General features: G+C 41.6%; 17 protein-coding genes. All 17 read left to right on the forward strand.

Annotation, left to right across the window (positions count from 1 at the left end):
• Window positions 1-179: 179 nt before the first annotated feature.
• The 17 genes from HNQ43_RS04260 (at window position 180) to HNQ43_RS04340 (ending at window position 20,079) form a co-directional block, all read left to right on the forward strand.
• On the forward strand, window positions 180-953 hold the full coding sequence (locus tag HNQ43_RS04260; protein ID WP_183375130.1) for a hypothetical protein: 774 nt from the start codon (window positions 180-182) through the stop codon (window positions 951-953).
• A 491-nt stretch (window positions 954-1,444) separates the two neighbouring features.
• A complete protein-coding gene (locus tag HNQ43_RS04265; protein WP_221247991.1) occupies window positions 1,445-1,963 on the forward strand; it encodes a hypothetical protein in 519 nt (172 codons plus the stop codon).
• Window positions 1,947-3,551, forward strand: a complete 1,605-nt coding sequence (locus tag HNQ43_RS04270) for a GH3 domain-containing protein (protein ID WP_183375132.1) — start codon at window positions 1,947-1,949, stop codon at window positions 3,549-3,551. Before HNQ43_RS04265 ends, HNQ43_RS04270 begins: the two co-directional genes overlap by 17 nt.
• Window positions 3,538-6,054, forward strand: a complete 2,517-nt coding sequence (locus HNQ43_RS04275; RefSeq protein WP_183375141.1) for an HD domain-containing phosphohydrolase — start codon at window positions 3,538-3,540, stop codon at window positions 6,052-6,054. The genes HNQ43_RS04270 and HNQ43_RS04275 overlap by 14 nt, the downstream gene beginning before the upstream one ends.
• A 48-nt stretch (window positions 6,055-6,102) precedes the next feature.
• On the forward strand, window positions 6,103-8,385 hold the full coding sequence (locus HNQ43_RS04280; RefSeq protein WP_183375142.1) for a bifunctional diguanylate cyclase/phosphodiesterase: 2,283 nt from the start codon (window positions 6,103-6,105) through the stop codon (window positions 8,383-8,385).
• Complete coding sequence (locus HNQ43_RS04285) at window positions 8,382-10,418, forward strand: sensor domain-containing diguanylate cyclase (protein ID WP_183375143.1); 2,037 nt, start codon at window positions 8,382-8,384, stop codon at window positions 10,416-10,418. Before HNQ43_RS04280 ends, HNQ43_RS04285 begins: the two co-directional genes overlap by 4 nt.
• Before the next feature lie 231 nt (window positions 10,419-10,649).
• The gene (locus tag HNQ43_RS04290; protein WP_289569600.1) at window positions 10,650-11,303 is read left to right on the forward strand and encodes a TetR/AcrR family transcriptional regulator; all 654 of its coding nucleotides are present in this window, start codon (window positions 10,650-10,652) and stop codon (window positions 11,301-11,303) included.
• Between the two features lie 107 nt (window positions 11,304-11,410).
• Window positions 11,411-13,183 carry an ABC transporter ATP-binding protein gene (locus HNQ43_RS04295; protein WP_183375144.1) on the forward strand — a complete coding sequence of 591 codons (1,773 nt, stop codon included), beginning with the start codon at window positions 11,411-11,413 and terminating at the stop codon, window positions 13,181-13,183.
• A 1-nt stretch (window position 13,184) separates the two neighbouring features.
• A complete protein-coding gene (locus HNQ43_RS04300; protein ID WP_183375145.1) occupies window positions 13,185-14,918 on the forward strand; it encodes an ABC transporter ATP-binding protein in 1,734 nt (577 codons plus the stop codon).
• Between the two features lie 235 nt (window positions 14,919-15,153).
• Window positions 15,154-16,050 carry a transglutaminase-like domain-containing protein gene (locus HNQ43_RS04305; RefSeq protein ID WP_183375146.1) on the forward strand — a complete coding sequence of 299 codons (897 nt, stop codon included), beginning with the start codon at window positions 15,154-15,156 and terminating at the stop codon, window positions 16,048-16,050.
• Window positions 16,051-16,062: 12 nt separating this feature from the next.
• Window positions 16,063-17,076, forward strand: a complete 1,014-nt coding sequence (locus tag HNQ43_RS04310; RefSeq protein WP_183375147.1) for a type II secretion system F family protein — start codon at window positions 16,063-16,065, stop codon at window positions 17,074-17,076.
• A 1-nt stretch (window position 17,077) separates the two neighbouring features.
• Window positions 17,078-17,389, forward strand: coding sequence for a hypothetical protein (locus tag HNQ43_RS04315; protein ID WP_183375149.1), 312 nt, complete (start codon window positions 17,078-17,080; stop codon window positions 17,387-17,389).
• Complete coding sequence (locus tag HNQ43_RS04320; protein ID WP_183375151.1) at window positions 17,382-17,831, forward strand: DUF4860 domain-containing protein; 450 nt, start codon at window positions 17,382-17,384, stop codon at window positions 17,829-17,831. The genes HNQ43_RS04315 and HNQ43_RS04320 overlap by 8 nt, the downstream gene beginning before the upstream one ends.
• Entirely contained in the window at window positions 17,828-18,181 is a 354-nt protein-coding gene (locus HNQ43_RS04325) for a hypothetical protein (RefSeq protein WP_183375153.1), read from the forward strand. The genes HNQ43_RS04320 and HNQ43_RS04325 overlap by 4 nt, the downstream gene beginning before the upstream one ends.
• Window positions 18,178-18,528, forward strand: coding sequence for a hypothetical protein (locus HNQ43_RS04330; protein ID WP_183375155.1), 351 nt, complete (start codon window positions 18,178-18,180; stop codon window positions 18,526-18,528). The genes HNQ43_RS04325 and HNQ43_RS04330 overlap by 4 nt, the downstream gene beginning before the upstream one ends.
• On the forward strand, window positions 18,528-19,595 hold the full coding sequence (locus HNQ43_RS04335) for a type IV pilus twitching motility protein PilT (RefSeq protein ID WP_183375157.1): 1,068 nt from the start codon (window positions 18,528-18,530) through the stop codon (window positions 19,593-19,595). Before HNQ43_RS04330 ends, HNQ43_RS04335 begins: the two co-directional genes overlap by 1 nt.
• A 4-nt stretch (window positions 19,596-19,599) precedes the next feature.
• The gene (locus HNQ43_RS04340) at window positions 19,600-20,079 is read left to right on the forward strand and encodes a GNAT family N-acetyltransferase (RefSeq protein WP_183375159.1); all 480 of its coding nucleotides are present in this window, start codon (window positions 19,600-19,602) and stop codon (window positions 20,077-20,079) included.
• Window positions 20,080-20,082 lie beyond the last annotated feature (3 nt).

The raw sequence follows: 20,082 nt of genomic DNA on the forward strand, positions 1-20,082 counted from the left end.
ATACCTCGCTTTCTGATAGAATCGAACGTACCCATTCTATCAAGAGCGATGAGATTTTCGAGACCCCCACTTAAATTTAAAGCGATACAAGAAAAACACCCCAACCAATTTAAAGGCTAGGGTGTACCCCAAGATAATTTAATATATCAATATTATATTGGAAATATAAAAAATTATTATTGATTAGTATTTGTGTTGTTTTATTAGTTTTTATTTGTATTTGCTTTTTTCAAATTTCGAATCTTGATTTAATACGCATTGAAGATAATACATATAATTCTATATCAATTCTTATTGATTTATCTGTATCTCTTTTAACGCTGTTAGGAATTCTGTTTGCGGTTAAACAATTATGGGATTCGAAAAAATTAAATGAAAGTCAGTTTGTTATGGATTTAAATAATGAATTTATTTCTAATCCAAATATGCTAGAAATTGAAAGACAGTTAGAAAAGTATTTTATAGGGAAGAGCAGTTTTTATGATTTGAGTAAATTATGGGCATCCTCTACAAAAGAACGGCAAAATTTAATTTCTTACTTGGTCTACTTTGAAGGATTATCTGTTTCAGTACAAAGGAAAATAATTGGTATGGAATCAACGGATGATCTTTTTGCTTATCGCTTTTTCTTGGCTTTTCATAATCCTTTTTTACAACAGGAAGAACTTTTAGATTATATACATTACTATAGAGGTTGTTTTGTACTCTATTTTATGTTGTCCGAAGTATGGCTAAAGCGTTGGATACTATGGAAGAATAGATATCCGAATGATACTAAAAATGAGCCTGCCATTCCTTTGTTTAATTATTCTTTGTTAGATAATCAAAGTGTATGTGACTTTGTCGTACAAAATAAAAAAATCTCTAGGCGAAAGATAAAGAAAATAAAAAAGATGGCAGATTATATTCGAAAAAAGACAAATAAGGAAAAATCTCAACCTATAGAGGACTGAAATTATAGAATGACTCTAATTGTTCAAATCGAAAATAATGTATAGATATAGTTTCAATATTGAAACAATATCCCATATAATGTTTAAAAGAAAAATCAAACTGGCACGATTAAGAAGAGGCAACTCTAGCTGCAGAGCGTGCTGATATCTCACGCTATATACTAAGGAGATGCTTCTATATCTATAGGCATCTATGCAGCAGTTCTGCATACTGTCAATGGGATGGATAGAGATTTGCTGTTGATCGCAAAAGATGACGAGCTAGGCTGTAAGTTAAAAGATATTAAATAATTAAAAAAAGTAGGGGATAATATCGAACGAATCAATTGTATCAGAGTTGAAATTGATCAATGGCAACACCTGTCAATTTAAAGGGCAGGGTGTGCTCCCCGCTATAATTTAGAATATCAATATTCTTGCCGGTTATTCTTTTATACATTTTGTTTTTTTTATATTTATAGTAAAATACACGTGTGTAAGGGAGTTATATTTTGGTTATAGGTCTATTGGCGTTTGTTTTGTATTTTATTTATGATCTAAATGAAATTACACTTCAAAACAAGATCTTTCAAAAGTTCTTTTTTTTGGGCACTTTGATCTTGGCTTTGGAGACTTTTTGGATGGGATTTGCATGTGATGTATTGAACTGGATCTGGCTGGTACCTGCCATATTCTTTTTTGGCCTATTGATCTATACACTTTTTTTCGCCCTGCCTTTTGAAGCGACCTATGTAGATCCAGCCATCGGACGGAAAGTCTATTCGGGCGGTCTTTATGGACTGTGTCGTCATCCTGGGTTCTGGTGGCTTTTGTTTGCCTATGTATGCTTAGGTTTGGCTTGCGGATCTGAGATGATGCGGTTTGGATTGTTTTGTTCATTTTTGAATTTGTTATATATTGGGTTTCAGGATATGGTGATTTTTCCGCGAATCTTCGTGGATTATGGGGACTATAAGCGAAAAGTACCATTTTTGATTCCACGGAGGAAACATAATGCGATTTCAAGATAAATTAGGAATGGAATCTAAGGAATCTCTTTGGAATGAATACTGTGGATTTCTGAATCTGTCGGTTGCAGAGTTTATGAAGATCCAGAGGCGTCTGTTGATTGAACAGATGACATTATGGAGCAAAAGTCCTTTAGGGAAATCAATCTTAAAGGGCAAAGAACCGCAAACATTAGAGGAGTTTCGTCGTTTGATTCCTTTGACGACTTATGAAGATTATGCGGGAATGCTTTTGTCAAAGCAGGCCTCGCTGTTGCCGGCCGAACCATTATTATGGATCCAGACGACCTGGGAAGGCGGCGTTCATCCCTTAAAGGTAGCGCCTTATACAAAGGGCATGTTGGAGACGTTTCAAAAAAATGTCATGGCCTGTTTTATGTTGGCGACAGGAAAAGGCCGTCATGACTATAATATCGACATTGCGGATACAATGCTTTATGCCCTGGCACCGCTTCCGTATGCGTCGGGTTTGTTGCCGGTCTTATTTCAAAATGAGATCGATGTGCAGTTTTTACCACCCGTTAAACAAGCCGCTTCCATGTCTTTTAAAGACCGCAACATCTTAGGTTTTAAACAAGGCATGAAACAAGGTATCGACTACTTCTTTGGCTTGGGCAGTGTGACCTATTATATTTCGAAGAGTTTTTCGGCTTTGACGAATTCTTCTTCGCACTCTTCCTTAAAAAAAGCCATTGTGTCGATTTCGCCACAGATTTTGGCTCGTTATTTTGTGGCCAAGCGCAATTGCCGTAAAGAAAACCGAAATTTGATTCCGCGCGATCTCTTTCATTTAAAGGGAATGGTCGTGGCCGGAACAGACAATGCCTGTTATAAGAAGGATTTAGAAGAAATGTGGGGCGTATATCCGGTTGAGATCTTTGCGGGAACAGAACCCACTTTGATTGGAACGGAAACGTGGGCAAGAGACGGGCTGTATTTCTTTCCCGATGCCTGTTTCTATGAATTTATACCGGAACGCTATCGTTATGACAAGGAGCCCATGACTGTTTTGATGGATGAAGTCGAGGCGGGACAAACCTATGAAATCGTGCTGACGGTCTTTAAAGGAGGAGCCTTCTGCCGCTATCGTGTTGGTGATATGTATCGCTGTATCAGTACGTCAACCAATGCGGACGGAATTTCTTTGCCACGGTTTGTCTATGTGGATCGCGTACCGGAAGTGATCGATATTGCGGGATTTACGCGCATTACAAAAAATTCGATCGAAAATGCGATCCAGCTGTCGAAATTGCCGATTTCAGATTGGGTAGCCAAGAAAGAATTCAATGAGAATGAGCGCCCTTATATGCATATGTATGTGGAATTAGAGCGATCTTCGCTGTTGACGACAGCAGTTTCGAAACAGATCCTTCGTGATTGTTTAACGATTTATTTTAAATACCTTGATCATGACTATAAAGATCTTAAGACGATTCTGGGAATCGATCCTTTGGTGATTACGATCTTGCCTTGCGGTACATTTGAAAACTATCGCAAACAGTATCCTTCACCGATCGAAAATATGAATCCGGATCTAGCCAAGATCCAGGCGCTGCTTGCTTGTGGGGAGGTGCCGTATGAATGGTTATAGCATTGTCTCGCTGATCAGTCTGTGCTGTTATTTATTGATGTTTACAACATTTTTGGCGGCACGAAAAAGTCAGAGAATCGTACGGAGCTTTTTGGTTCTGTTAGCCTTTATGATCTTATGGAGCTGGGGTTCTTTGTTTATGCGTACGGAACAATTTCCTTCGCCCTATTTTTGGCACCAAGTATCCATATTCGGGTTGTTGATGTTGCCGGCAGGCTATTATTCATTTTTTGGCGATTTTGTCGGGGTCTATAATACACGACGCCGCTTGTTTTGGCGAATCGTGTTTTTGGCTTTATTTGTCGTAAACTATTTTACGGAATTTATGATTCCTTTGCCAGAAATCACGCATCAGGGTTCGGACGTGATCTTCCAGTATCATTATACGAATTGGATCTATCTGGTATTTTTCTTTATGCTTTTGGTGGCTGGCGATATTGCCTGGATGGTCATGGCAAAGCGTAGGAAAGATCCTCAGATCATGGTGACTTTGCGACCTTTGATATTAGGAATCTGCATCTTGTTTTTAGGACATTTTTTGTCGACGATCCCGTTCTTTTTAGGGGTGCCCATGGATATTGTTTCCGGCGTTGTGAATGCGATGTTTTTTATCTATGCCCTCTATAAGAAACAGATCTTTCGGGTGACAATGCTGATTTCAAAAGAGAACTGTTATTTGATCTCTTTGTTTTTTGGAATCTTGTTGTTGTCGAATGTAGGGCTGAGTTTACAGCGCTGGCTTTCTATATCCTATCATTTGGAACCCCATGAGATCTTAGTGATCGTCGGGATCGGAATGATCCTTTTGACGATCGTTTTATATTTGCTTTTGAATTCTTTTTTAAACAACTTCTTTCTTCAGGATGAACAGATGCAAAGCAGTGCATTAGCGGACTATTCATCTCAGGTTACACAGCTTTTGCGGGTTCGTGAAGTCTTTGAAACTTTAAATACCTTGGTTCAGAACACATTGAAGAATTGGAGCGTGATCGGGTTTTGTTTAGGACAAGATCAAATGATTCGAATGGCCTATTCTTCCAATCCGCTGGATGCCTTTGATCTGCACTTGGATAAAGAACATCCCTTGGTTCTGTATCTGAACGAAGTCAAAACGATCAGCCGATGGGAAGATTTCAAGAAGACGAGTTTGTATCGCGGCGTTTGGGAAAATGAAAAACAGATCTTTGCCTCAATGCATGTACAATTTGTGGCACCGCTTTTTTCCGAGAATCATTTGATTGGGATCTTATTTTTTAATTCCACCCAGAATCAAAAACCGCTACAAAAGGACTTTGCCTTTTTACAGTCCATTTTGGCTGTGACTTCGGTGGCATTGAACAATGCCCAAAAATACGAGCGCGCCTATATGGAAGCACGGATGGACGAAGACACCGGTGTTTATAACCGTAAGTATTTCCATGAACTGCTGGAAGAAAAATATAACGAATATAAAGATTCTTCTCTTGCGCTGGCGATAGCCAATCTCGATGATTTCCGTCTTTATAACCAGCTCTATGGCCAAAAAGAAGGGGACTTGGTTCTTCGGGTCGTGGCCCATCTTTTAAAAACCGCTGTGGCCGATCAAGGGTATGTGGCTCGTATTGCGGGAAAAGAATTTGGCGTGATCTTACCAGGTTATGATATTTTATCGGCAAAAACGCTTATGGAAAAGGTGTTGGAACAGCTTCAGTCAAAAGATGGTCTGATACCGTTTGTAGGCCACGTGACCTTTAGTGCCGGTGTGTGTGCCAGTCCGTATCTGGCGGGCAGCTGCCGTGAACTTTTATCCAATACAGAGATGGCCGTTTCTGGTGTGAAACGATCTGGAAAAAACGGCGTACAGATGTATTCAGAAGAGATCCGTACACGCATGACGACCAAGGCCGGGCATCACAGTCAATATGATATGTATGCTTCAACGATCTACGCTTTGACCGCGGCCATCGATGCCAAAGACCATTACACTTTTTCGCATTCCCAAAACGTGGCATATTATGCCAAGAGCCTGGCACATGAAATGCACCTTTCGGAAGAGCTGGAAAACATGGTCTATGAGGCCGGCTTGCTGCATGATATCGGGAAGATCGGAATTTCGGAATATATCTTGAATAAACCAGGACGCTTGAATTCAGAAGAATATGAAGAAATGAAACAACATGTAGAAAATGCAGTCGATATCATACGTCATCTGCCAGCCATGGAATATGTTGTGCCGGCAGTCATCTCACATCATGAAAGATACGACGGGACCGGTTATCCTCGCCGATTGAAGGGAGAAGATATCCCGCTTTTGGGAAGGATCCTTTGTGTTGTGGATTCTTTCGATGCGATGATTTCGAAACGTTCCTATAAAAAGGCCATGTCAGTTTATGAAGCATTGCAAATCTTGGATGAACAGGCCGGGCGTCAGTTTGATCCGCATTGTGTGGATGCGTTTATTCGCATGATACAGGAATCTCGTTTACAGATCCGTTATTCGAATCAGGATACCGAACGAGAGTGAGTCATTTTTTGGTCTTTTACTATGGTATAATAATAATGGAGTAAAAACATGGATGAAAAAGTATTGAAGAAAAGACTGCAGAGAATGATGGGCTTCGCCATTGGCGTTGGTTTTGCGCTGGTGATGGCAGGCTTTGTCTTTGTGAATATGATCTCTTCTACCTTGGAGAGTGCAACACAGGAAAATATGCAGGCAGAAACGGATGAATATGTCAAACGCCTCAATAAGCAGATCGATTCGGATTATCAGCTTTTGGATACGGCCGCCACATTGATCAGCGATTCCAATTTGGAAATGAATGATAATTTTGTGACGATCTTAGATGAAGCCAATCGTGACAATGACTTTTTGTCCATGTGTTATTTTTCTACTTCCGGACAAGGCTTTATCGTGACTTTGGGACACGATCCAAGTTGGAACGTCAATTTATCCGATTTGAACGATGAGATCCAGCGTGTCGTGCAAAAGTCTTTCCAGGGAGAAAACGGTCTATCCAATCTTTTTGTTGGAGATTATACACAGGAAAAAGTATTCCTTTACAGTGTTCCCGTGTATAAGGAAAATCAGATCGTGGGAGCTTTGGCCGCTACAGACCACGTGGAAATCTTTGGCGATATTTTAGATGGGGAAGGCGTTATGGGCGGAACCGGAAGAATTCATTTATTGAATTCCCAAGGCGATTTTTTGATTCGCTCAAGCGATCCGATCAATGACCATGATGTGGATTCCATCTTTGATCCGACATATGGCGAATTGCAATTCCATAAAGAAGAATATCAGGAAGCGATGGAGAAACAGGAATCACTTTACTTTTCCTTTGTCTATGATTCGATTCCCTATCGTATGTATTTAGCTCCTGTCGGCATCAACAACTGGTATATGTGCAGTGTCAACTCTGTCCAGCAAAGCAATGCCTTTGTGTATCAGATCGTGGAGATCCTGGCAATCTTCTTTTTGATCGTTGTCGGCTTAGTGGCCTTTATCTTGTTTTATGGATACCGGATGGTCGGCAAGCACAATCATCAGCTGTTCCAGTTGGCTTACTATGATCAATTGACAGGGTATTATAATTTCATCTATTTTCAACAATTGGCAAAAAAGCGCGTTTCGCTGCATCCTGACGGGTGCTTGACTTGTTTAAATGTCCGCCAGTTCAAATTCATCAATGAGATCTTTGGACGAGAAGCTGCCGATCGTTTCTTGAAACATATGGCCGATCAAATTGCCTCTTCTTTGAAAAAAGGAGAATTCTTCTGTCGGGAAAGTGCGGATTTCTTCTATCTGTATCTTTTTGACCGGGATGAAAATGTCCTTCAAAGACGCTTGCAGGAGATCTTGGATAAGATCACAAATTATGAAGAAGTTTCTGATCAGAATTATCGGATCATGATGAGCTGCGGGGCCGTGATCTCGGACCAAAGAAAGATGGTCTACAGCTTTGATCAGATGATGACACATGTGATGTATGCGCTGGATAAAGCGAAAGAAACGCACCAGAATACGATTTGGTTTTTTGATGCCAAACTCCATGAGCAAGAAGTCATGAACAATTATATCGAAGGCAATATGTATCAGGCTTTGGAAAATCAGGAATTCAAAGTGTATTTGCAGCCGAAGATGGATCTGGAGACTGGAAAGCTGGCAGGAGCCGAAGCTCTGGTTCGCTGGCAGCGTTCGGACGGATCGATCATTGTTCCGGGAGAGTTTATTCCTTTATTTGAAAACAATGGTTTTTGTGCCAAGTTGGATCTATATATGTTTGAGAAGGTTTGCGGCTGGATCCGATCTTGGCTGGATCAGAAAATCGAACCGGTGGAGATCTCCATCAATCAAACCAAACGAATTTTCTTCGATGGCCGCTATCTTCAAGATTTACAAGACATTTTAAAACGCTATCAGGTTCCGGCTTCTTTGATTACATTAGAGATCTTGGAAGGAACTGCTTTGGAGGATGTGGATCGTTTTAATGAGCGGATTCGACAATTGAAATCCTTGGGATTCCATATCTCTATGGATGATTTTGGAAGCGGATATTCCTCATTGAATACATTGAGTAAATTGGATATCGATGAATTGAAGATCGATCGCGGATTTTTGATGACAGTTTCTAGTCAGAGAAACAGCAAAGAAAAAGTGATCATGGAAACTGTGATCCAGCTTGCCAAGCGGCTGGAGCTTCGTACAGTCGCAGAAGGGGTCGAGACCCAGGAAGACGAGGCCTTGATCCGCGGCCTGCAATGTGATTACGGACAAGGATATCTATACAGCCGTCCATTACCGGCAGAAGACTTTACTACACTTTATCTAGAAAGTCGGGAGGGGAAAGCATGAAACGACTGCATATTGAATCGATCCTAAAAAATGCCAAAATGGGAATCTGGTCCATTCAGATCGATTTTCATGGACAAAATCATAAGATGTTTGCCGATCCGACCATGTGTCAGCTGATGGGGATTCCAGAAGATACCGATCCTATGCAGGTCTATGCTTTTTGGTGGCAAGGCGTTCATCCCTCTTATAGGGGCTATATTCAAGAAGCCATAGAAAATATACGCACAGGACAGGACATTGAAGTGGAGTATCCTTGGACTCATCCGCAACGGGGGTGCCGCTATGTTCGCTGCGCCGGACAGCTCGAGAATCAAAACGAGTCTTTTATGGAACTGCAGGGCTATCATCAAGACGTAACCGATCTGGTCAAGGAAAATACGCATTTGGGGGAAGCTTATCAGATTCTGGACTTTTTTAAATTCAAAAAGTATTCTTCCATAGTCATGCATGCTTATGATGCGATGTGCGAAGTGGATCCTCAGTCGTTAGCCTATTCTTTGATCTTTGGCCGTAAAAAAATACTTTCTCATATACCGGCTCAGGGCAATTTGATTCCTATGATCCAGGCGCATATGAGTGCTTGCGATCTCCAAGCTTTTCAATCATTTATCTCCAGCTGGGATCCTCAAAAGAAACAGCGCTCGATCGAACTGCGCATCGATTCCCAATGGATGCGAATCATTGGTTCGACTGCCCGCTTCAATCAAAAAGAGAGTTTGCTTTTGTGGTTTATTAATATCACGGAAGAAAAAGCCATGTCGAAAGTTCGCGAAGAAAAAGAAGCGCTATTGCGAATCTTGTCAGGATCTCATACGGATGTGTTAGATATTGATCCGGATCAGCAACAAGTGCATTTTATGGATGGAAAAGATCAAACGATTCAAGAGTTTGTGACTTCGCTTTATGAAAGATATTCTCAAAACGAAAGACAGAATCTTCAGGATTTCTTTTCGCTTTCGCATTTACAAACGATAATCTCTCAAGAAACGATTGAGAGCCAATTGGATGAGAAGAAAACGCCTTTTGGCTGGGATCGCATTACGCTGATGCCTTCTCATGAAGAGAAGGGGCATATCTTGGCGACGATTCAAGGAATGGATCCGGGTCATTTTGTGCAGATGATCATGTCTCGCTATATTGAAAATAACTATCAAATCTTATGTTATATCGATATGAAAAACGACTTGTTCATTCCTTTGCGTGTCAAGGGAATGCGCTTTGACAAGCGTCCTACGCAATCGTATGCAAAAACCGTGAGTCACTATATTGAACACTTCGTTGTACCGGAAGAGCAGGCTCTGGCCAAAAGAAATATGCTTCCAAAAAGGATCTTGACTTCACTGCAACGCGAAAAGATCTACTACTTTAGTTTAGGGATCAAAAATGATGAAGAGTACCGGCGGATGTTGTTTCAATACCATTATTTTGATCGCTCCCAAGATCTGGTGCTGTTGATGATATCGGATGTGACCGAACAATATTTGCAGGAAGAAGAAGAGAAAAGACAAATGGAATTGATTCGTATCCAAGCCAATACCGATCATTTGACAGGTCTTTCTAACCGCTATGCCTGCGAAACACAGATCAAGGAATATTTTGATCAAGATGGAAAAAAAGAACTTTCAGCCTTCTTGTTGATCGACTTGGATGATTTTAAAGAAGTCAATGATACATTCGGGCATATTGCCGGCGACAAGGCTTTGGTCGATATCGGGAATGCTTTGAAACAATATTTTCGAAGCACGGACATCATTTCCCGGTTCGGAGGCGATGAATTCGTTGTCTTTATGAAAAACATCAAGGAAGAAAATGTTCTCTTTAAGTTGATGGAGCGTCTTTTAAAACAACTTGTCTTTGTTTATGAGGATGCACAACATCGCATCGAACTCAAGGCATCCATTGGGGTCGCCATTGCGCCTAAAGACGGGCAACAGATCGAAGCCCTCTATCAAAAAGCAGACAAAGCATTGTATCGCATCAAAAATCAAGGCAAAAACAACTTTGCCCTTTATGATGCGTCCATTGATGAATAAAACGGATAGGGGCCGGAATAGAAATTTCGAAAACAATTTAAATAGTAAAAAAGCTCTATGATACTTTCTATAGAGCTTTTTTTTGGGCTTTCTCTGTCTGATTTCCAAGATATTTGAATGTCAGCAGCTGCATCCTGGATAAGTATGTGTTTTCATTGTTTTTTATCTGTGAAGCTTAATTGATATCTTTTCTTCTTGACAAGAACTTTTTGTGATATCTATAATATAACAGTGATATATAACACTGTTATAAAAAAGGAGGAGACTGCGATAGACGGCAATCGGACAACGTTACAACGTATACACCAAGCTGCGAAAACAGAATTTTTAGAGAAAGGCTATAAGGATGCTTCGTTACGAAACATTGTCAAAACAGCAGGAATGACCACCGGGGCATTTTATGGGTATTATAGAAGCAAAGAAGAATTGTTTGAAGCACTGGTAGGCAAGCATTATGATTATATTCTTACTTGTTTTAAGAAGGCACAACAGGAATTCTCTAAGATTCCCCATGAACAGCAACCGGAGGTTATGAGTGATATTTCTGGAAAATGCATGTTTGAGATGCTTCATTATGCTTACAGGCATCTGGAAGAATGTAAACTGATCCTTTGTTGTTCAGAAGGGACAAAGTTTTCTGGCCTTATTGATGAAATGGTGGAAATTGAAGTAGAAGCAACACATTCTTATCAAAAAGTTCTGGAAGAACTAGGGAGGCCTTCTCCAAAAATCGACCCTGTATTAGAGCATATTCTGATTACCGGCATGTTTCATACATTCTTTGAACTTGTAATTCATGAAATGCCATTGGAAAATGCAGAAAACTATGTCAAGGAAATGCGAATCTTTTATACAGCAGGATGGATGAAAATCATGGGGCAGTAGAGCCCTATAATTTTTACTTTATGAGTTAGTGCAAACTAACTGATAAAAATAGAATCTATCCGTTCTCTATTATCACAGATGAGATTTAAGCAAAGGAGGAAACAACATTGAAAAAACAATCCAATCTTTCACGCCTGTTATACATTGCGGGCAACCACAAATACTTGATCTATGCTTCATGGATACTTTCTGCAATCAGTGCTTTTATCGCTCTAGTGCCTTTCTACTATATCTGGAAAATCATCCAAGAAGTACTGGCGGCGGAACCAGATTTCACCAATGCACAGAACTTGACTCAAAATGGATGGATGGCGGTGATGTTTGCGGTCATTGCGGTATTGATCTATATAGGAGGTTTGATGTGCTCTCACAAAGGAGCGTTTCGTATTGCTACGAACCTGCGCTTGCAAATGATGAATCATATCGTTAAGCTCCCTCTTGGTTTTTCTGATCAGTTTGGTAGCGGCCGACTTCGTAAAATCGTCAATGAATCGAGTGCTGCTACTGAAACCTATCTGGCTCACCAGCTTCCGGATCGTGCCAACGCTATTGCGACTCCTTGCGGTTTGTTAGTGATGCTTCTTATTTTTGACTGGCGACTAGGGCTTTTGAGTCTTGTTCCGGTCATTCTTGGATTTCTGATTATGATGGCGATGACGGGAAAGCGGATGCAGGAAAAAATGAAAGAGTATCAAAATGCTCTTGATGATATGTCCAATGAAGCGGTGGAGTATGTACGAGGGATACCCGTTGTAAAAACCTTTGGACAGACCATCTTCTCTTTCAAAAAGTTCAAAGATTCCATTGACCGGTATAAAGTATGGGTGATTGCTTATACTAAGGAGCTTCGGGCACCTATGATGTTCTATACAACCGCAATTAATGGCGTGTTTGCCGCACTGATTGCCGGAGTACTGATTTTTACGCAAAACAGCATCACTAATGATTTTTTGCTGGATATCATATTCTATATAATCATTACTCCCGTTATCTCCGTCACGCTTACCCGTATTATGTTTCAAAGCGAAAATGCCATGATTGTGGATGATGCTCTGCAAAGAATTGACAGCGTACTAAATCTTAAGCCGCTGGCAGAATCTAATCATCCAGAACACCCTAGAGATGCTTCGGTACGGTTAAATCAGGTTCATTTTAGCTATGATGGTGAAAACGAGGCAATTGCCGGTATTTCTCTTACGATTCCGTCAGGACAGAAAGTTGCCTTTGTGGGGCCGTCAGGCGGAGGTAAAACCACGCTGGCCAATTTAATCTGTCGGTTCTTTGATCCGCAAAGCGGCAGTGTAGAAATAGGCGGTGTAAATGTGAAAAACATCTCGAAAGAAGAACTGATGAATACGGTTTCTTTTGTGTTTCAAAACAGTCGCCTGATCAAGGCTTCGATTTTGGAAAATGTGCGAATGGCTAAACCCGATGCAACCCGTAAAGAAATCATGGCTGCGCTTCATCAAGCACAATGCGATGATATTCTTGAAAAGTTGCCGCAAGGTGCAGATACGGTGATTGGTACAAAAGGTGTTTATCTTTCAGGAGGTGAGCAGCAGCGAATTGCTATTGCGCGTGTAATGCTGAAAAACTCACCTGTCATCATTCTTGACGAGGCTACCGCGTTTGCCGATCCGGATAATGAAACTCGCGTGCAAACAGCTTTTTCAAAACTATCTGAGGGGAAAACAGTAATTATGATTGCTCACAGGCTTTCCACAGTAACTGATGCCGATCAAATCTATGTGATCGAAAACGGTCGTGTTGCGGAAAGCGGCAAAAGTCAGGAATTATTGAAACAGGGCGGAATCTTCAGCCGGATGTATCAAGATTATCAGACTTCCGTTCAGTGGAAGGTCGCAAAGGAGGTGCAGTAAATTGATCAATAAACTTCAAAAACGATATGCTCTTTCTGAACAAGGGGCTAAGGATCTGGTGAAAGGTTGTTTAGCTTGTGTGCTTCAAAATCTTTCTTTTATGCTTCCGGTTGGACTTTTGTATTTTTTAGTAGCAGATCTAATGAAAGGCGGTATTCCCAGTGAAAAATATACCTTTTATATTGTTGGGTGTGTGGTTTGCCTTGGTCTGATTTTTCTTACCACCTATATTCAATATAATGCCACTTATTTTGCAACCTATAGAGAAAGCGGTGTAAGGAGGATCACATTGGCTGAACGGCTGAGGAAAATCCCGTTATCCTTCTTTGGAAAGAAAGATCTTGCGGATATCACCAGTACGATCATGGCGGATTGTACCTTCTTAGAGCAAAGTTTTTCTCATTTTATTCCGGAACTTGTCGGTTCTATTATTTCCACTGTTTTGGTTTCCATTGGTCTTTTGGTCACGGATTGGCGTATGGCGCTGTCCGCGCTGTGGGTCTTGCCGATCGCTTTTGCCATTGTAGGTTTCTCTGCCAAGATACAGGAACGTTTGAATCAAAAAGCAATGGATGTGAAGATGGCTTGTGCGGATGGCATTCAGGAGTGTATTGAGACCGTGCGCGATCTGAAAGCTAATAATGCTGAATGGGAATATCTGAAAGGGTTAGAAAAGAAAATCCGTGCCGTTGAGCATCGTTCAATTTTGAACGAATTTGGACTTGCTGCTTTTGTAGTCACTGCATCGCTGATTTTAAAATTAGGGATAGCGACAGTTGCTTTGGCAGGTTCCGTTTTACTGATAAAGGGCAGTGTAGATGTGTTGACATTCTTTATGTTCCTTCTTGTCGTATCCAGGCTTTATGACCCATTGCAGGGCGCACTGCAAAATTTGGCGGCAGTTATCAGCACCCGAACGAATATTGCTCGTATGAATGAGATTCTCTATCATCCAATCCAGCAAGGAGATGCCGAACTCTCTAACAAGGGATACACCATTACTTTTGACCATGTTGGCTTTGCTTACAACACGGGGGAAACCGTATTGAAAGATGTCAGCTTTATAGCCAAGCAAGGCGAAGTCACAGCTTTGGTAGGGCCATCAGGCGGAGGCAAAACGACGGTTTCTCGGCTGGCTGCAAGATTTTGGGATGTAAACCAGGGAAAGATAACGGTAGGCGGTATGGATATTTCTAAAATTGATCCGGAGACACTGCTTTCCTTGTTCTCCATTGTATTTCAAGATGTTACTCTCTTTAACAATACTATTATGGAGAATATACGTATTGGAAATAAAGATGCCAGCGATGAGCAAGTATTGGCAGCGGCAAAGCTTGCGAATGTAGATGAATTTGCCGAAAAACTGCCGGACGGATGGAATACCACTATTGGTGAAAACGGCTGTGAACTTTCTGGCGGTGAGCGGCAACGGATTTCTATCGCTCGAGCTTTTTTGAAAAATGCTCCGATTATCCTTTTGGATGAGGCCACGGCTTCTCTTGATGTGGAGAATGAAACTTTGATTCAAACGGCCCTTTCTCGTCTGATTGCGGATAAAACAGTACTGGTGATCGCTCACCGGATGCGCACTGTAGCTGGAGCAGATAAGATCGTAGTGCTCTCGGGAGGAAGTGTAGCAGAAGAAGGATCGCCAGAAAAATTGATGAAACAAAACGGCTTGTATGCTCGTATGGTGAAATTGCAGACAAAGAGCCAAAATTGGAAACTAGTGTAACTATCTTTTCTGGTATTATTTGTGAATGTTTATGGCTTTTGTTTGAGGGGGACGGCTGCGAAAAATAAATTGAAAACACTATGATGATTTTTATGAATCATGATGGTGTTTTTTTTGTAACGGTTTTATGCGCTTTGTATAATTTGCGCCAATTATTCATACTAACCGTGGGACATAAAGCGTTTCGGGCATGTTTTTAACTTTCCTCCAGGATTTTGATATAATGAAAATAACTATGAAAAAGCGATGGTTTCTACTGATCCTGGTCTTTTTTTTGGCGGTGAGCGGCTGTTCAGGCGGCTCGGAAGAGTCATATCCAAGCACCTATCCAGAAAGCGAAGGAGCCACTTTAGAACAAGTGCATTGGCCCGCCTTTCCTGGTGTCAACGTCTTGAGCGATGGTGTTGTCGAAATTGATTACTCTAATGTTTCGCAAGGCTATATCGGAGCTCGAAAATTGACCGATACCGGAAAATCAAAGATCCAGGTCTTAAAAGACGACAAAAAGTATAACTACGATATAACCGATTCTGCCTATATCGCATTTCCTTTACAGATGGGGAATGGGCTTTATACCTTTAAGATTCTTCAACAGATCGAAGGAACGCGCTATGCGATCAGCGCCAGTGTGCAAGTTGAAGTCTCTTTGGAAAAAGAATTGGACCCTTTCTTGTATCCGAATCAGGTGGTAAACTATGCGCCCGATTCAAAAGTGGTTGCGATCTCATTTGATCTGGTCAAAGACGATACCGATGATTTGACTAGACTGGCTCATCTGTTTCAGTATGTGGTCGATACCTTGGATTATGATGACGATAAAGCGGTAGAAGTCCAGGATGCTTATGTATTGCCAGATTTGGATGAAGCGATGGAATCTGGAAAGGGAATCTGTTTTGATTATGCTTCCTTGTTAGCGGCCCTATGCCGGATCCAGGGATTTCCCGCCCGTGTGATCGTAGGCTGGACCGATATTGAGTATCATGCCTGGGTTGAGATTTATTTAGAAGGCGAAGGGTGGATCAACCCTAAAATTTATTTTACAGAACACGACTGGTCATTGGTTGACCCGACATTTTCCGACGCCCGGAATACGGACTACGAAGGAAAATATGAAGAAGTCTATCGATATTAGGAGGTCAAGAAGATGAAAAAGCTCTCATTACAAGAAAAACAGATCTTTGCCGGAGAACTGGAAATGATCTTATCGAGCGGCCTAGGAATCGAAGAAGGGTTGCAGATCATTGCCCAGGAACTTCCGTCTCAGGCGTTAAAGGAAACGGTTCAGTCGATGATCGAAACTTTTGCCCAGGAAGGAACCTTTTATGCGGCTGTGCTTCAGACGCAGGCTTTTGATCCTTATATGGAACAAATGGTACGGATGGGAGAACTGAGCGGACATTTAGATGAAGTGCTCAAAGAACTGGTCAAATACTATCAAAGACAAAACGATATGCAGCGACAGCTCAAAGAAGCGGCTACCTATCCGTTTATCTTGCTTGTTATGATGTTTTTGATCGTTGGAATCATGGTTTTTAAAGTTCTGCCGATTTTTGAAGATGTTTTGGCCAGTACAGGAGCCATGCCTTCGGTTATGCGCTTTGGCATGTTGTTTGGCCAAATCAGTTTTGTGTTCTTATTTATAGTTTTGTTGCTCATTGTGATTTTCGCTATAGCGCTGATGATCAAAAAATCTTCCTTTCATTTTCTGATGTCATTTCCTTTGACCAGAAAGCTGTACAAAGATCTTTCTCTGGCTCGATTGACCTATGCTCTTTCTTTATTTGTATCCAGCGGATATCCAATCGAAGAAACTATCGGTCTTCTTGGAGAATTTGTGGATCATCCGGTTTTAAAGAAGAAGATAGAAGCCATTCACCAAGATGTGAAAGAAGGAAAATCCTTCGGGCAGGCTTTGTTGGATCATCAAGTCTATGAAGGCACGTATGCCAATATGCTGGCGATCGGGATCCATACGGGTAAACAAGACAGCGTCCTGCAAAGCTTAGGCAATTTATATGAACAAGAAGTAGAGGCTTCTACTTCTCGTTTCTTGAACATCATTGAACCCACGATCATCGCTTTGTTGTCGATCATTGTGGGAGTGATCCTATTATCGATCATGTTGCCGTTATTGGGAATTTTGTCGGCTTTAGGTTAAGATGAAAACTCTGGGAAAATGGTTGGGATCTTTGATCCTGTTTGCGGGAGCGCTTGTGTTTTTATGGAATGGTTTGATCGATGCCGGCCAAACAAGTGCCAGACAGGATACAGAGAGAATCACAAACGCGATTCGTAAGGCGGCCGTAGAATGTTACAGTGTGGAAGGAAAATATCCCAAAAATCTTGCTTACCTGCAAGACGAATATGGTTTGGTCTTGAATGAAGATGCCTATTTTATTACGTATCGGCTGGATGCCGAAAACATGATGCCGGATATTTATGTTTATCGAAAGGGGGATGCACATGAATAAGATGCGCAACATCTATGTGTTTTTCTCTTTGTCTTTGTTGTTTTTGTTTGCGGGCTGCGCCTTGATGCTGGTATATACGCAGATCGAAGGCTATCAGAATCTGCGCCAAGAAATCGAAAATGATTTTGAGACATATACCCCGCTTTCTTATCTTGCCAACAAGATCCATAGTTATGATGAAACATCTGCGATTTCAAGTATACAGATCGAAGGAATTTCTTGTTTGCGGCTGCAGGATGAACAAACCGATACTTTGATTTATGTGCAAGACGGAAAACTCAAAGAACTTTATACGATCCAGGGGACTGATTTTGATTTAGAAGCCGGAGAGGAACTGATGGATTGCGAGCATCTGGAAATTCATCTGGAACCTCATTTTATAGAATTAGAAGTCAATGATCAAAAATTGCAGATCCGGCTGCACAGTGAGGCCAGTGTATGAAACGAATGGATACTTCAAAGCCGTTTGCGTTCTTTTTAGAGTTTTTACTGGTGCTTTTCTTCTTTGCTCTTTCGGCCATGATCGTTTTACGAATCTATGCACAGGCGCAAACGATGCATACAAAAGATCAGCAGAGCCTGCAGGCTTTGGCTTATGCTCGCAATGCCATTGCCCGACCGGAGAACTTAGAACCGGGAAGCTATGGCTTGGATCCTGAAATGGAAAAAGAAGGAACATACTATCAAGTCGTGATCGAGCAAGACGAGGACGGTAAAGGAACGTACCAGATCTTACACGAGGATACGGTCCTCGTTTCTTTACGGTATTATGCAGGAGGCCAAGAAGAATGAAGGAAAGACGCACACTGAAACCTGGAACGGGCATCGCGACGATTCTTTTGATCTTTGTCGTATTGGCGATGACGATTCTGGCGGTATTAAGCTATCTGCATGCTTCGCAAAATCATCAAAGCGTTACTCGTCAAATCGAATATGCCCAAGCTTATTCGGAAGCCGAAGCCCAGGCTGCTTATCTGCAAGATCAAGTCAAACATGGTCATTTTGAAAATGTAGAATCTAATGAAGAAGGCTATACTTATTCTATTGAGATCATAAAAGGACAAAACCTTTTTGTGCAATTAGACAAACAAGGCAATGCTCTGATCTGGAAAACGATCGATGAAACGGAGGAATCCTAATGGATGTTCGAGAAATATTAAAAGACGCCGTCCGACAAAACGCATCCGACATCTTTTTTGTGGCCGGCTCGCCCTATGCTTTTAAGATCCAAAAAGACGTAATTAAACAAAGTGAACAACGCCTGATGCCCGAAGATATGAAAGATATCATTCGGCAGTTATATGCCCTGGCCCCCTATTGTGATTATGAGAATTTTGCCCGCGATGGAGACGATGACTATTCTTTTTCGCTTCCTTCAGTAGGCAGATTTCGTGTCAATGTGTATCGTCAAAGAAATTCCGAAGCTGCAGTCTTGCGCGTCGTTAAATTTGAATTGCCGGATCCTTCTTTATTGAAGATCCCGGAAGCTGTTTTGAATCTGTCTCAGGAAACAAAAGGCATGATCTTGGTTTCGGGACCGGCAGGCAGCGGAAAGTCGACGACCTTAGCTTGCATCATTGATCGCATCAATGAAAGCCGACCGGCTCATATCATCACGATCGAAGACCCGATTGAATATCTTCATTCGCATAAAAAAGCCATTGTTTCGCAGCGCGAAGTCTATCATGACACCAAAGATTATCTTTCCGCTTTACGGGCCGCATTGCGCGAAACGCCGGAAGTGATCTTGTTGGGGGAAATGCGTGATGAAGAGACGATCTCTACGGCCATCACCGCTGCAGAAACGGGCCATCTGTTGATGTCGACCTTGCATACCGTCGGGGCCGTGAATACAATTGACCGTATCTTGGATACGTTTGGTGAGAAGCAGTTGCAAGTTCGAGCCCAGCTTTCGATGGTCTTGAATACCGTGATCAGCGAACAGCTGGTTCCTACGATCGATGGCGGAGTCACTCCGGTATTTGAAATCATGAAGATGACTCCGGCAATCCGCTCTCAGATTCGTGAAGGAAAGACTCACCAAATTGAAAATACGATGACTTCATCCAAAGCCTTAGGCATGGTGACAATGGATGATGCTTTGTATGATCTCTATAAAAAACAGATCATTACGGCCCAGACTGCAATCTTATACAGCTTGCATCCGGAGACCATGAAACTGCGTTGTCCGGTAAAGGGGTTTTGATCCGATGATCCGGCAAGCGACCCTGAAAGATCTGGATGCGATCTCAGAAGTAGAAAATATTTGTTTTCCGCCTACGCAGGCATGTACGAAAGAACAGTTTGAAAAGCGTTTGACGTATTACCCGAATCATTTTTGGCTCTTGGAACAAGAAGGAAAGATCATTGCCTTTGCGGATGGTTTTTGTACCGATCAAGAAGAATTGACCGATGAGATGTACGAAGAGGCTTCTCTTCATAATGAAAAAGGGGCCTATCAGATGATCTTTGGATTGAATACTTTGCCAAACTATCGTAAAAAAGGATATGCTTCCCAACTGATCGAGACTATAATAAAACAGTCAAAAGCCGAGGGAAGAAAAGGTGTGGTCTTGACTTGTCTGGAAGAAAAGATCCCTTTTTATGAACATCTGGGATTCGAAAACCAAGGGATTTCTTCTTCGGTTCATGGCGATGTTTGTTGGTATCAAATGATTAGGAGGATGTAAACG

Source organism: Faecalicoccus acidiformans (genome assembly GCF_014202635.1).
GTDB classification, from domain to species: domain Bacteria; phylum Bacillota_I; class Bacilli_A; order Erysipelotrichales; family Erysipelotrichaceae; genus Faecalicoccus; species Faecalicoccus acidiformans.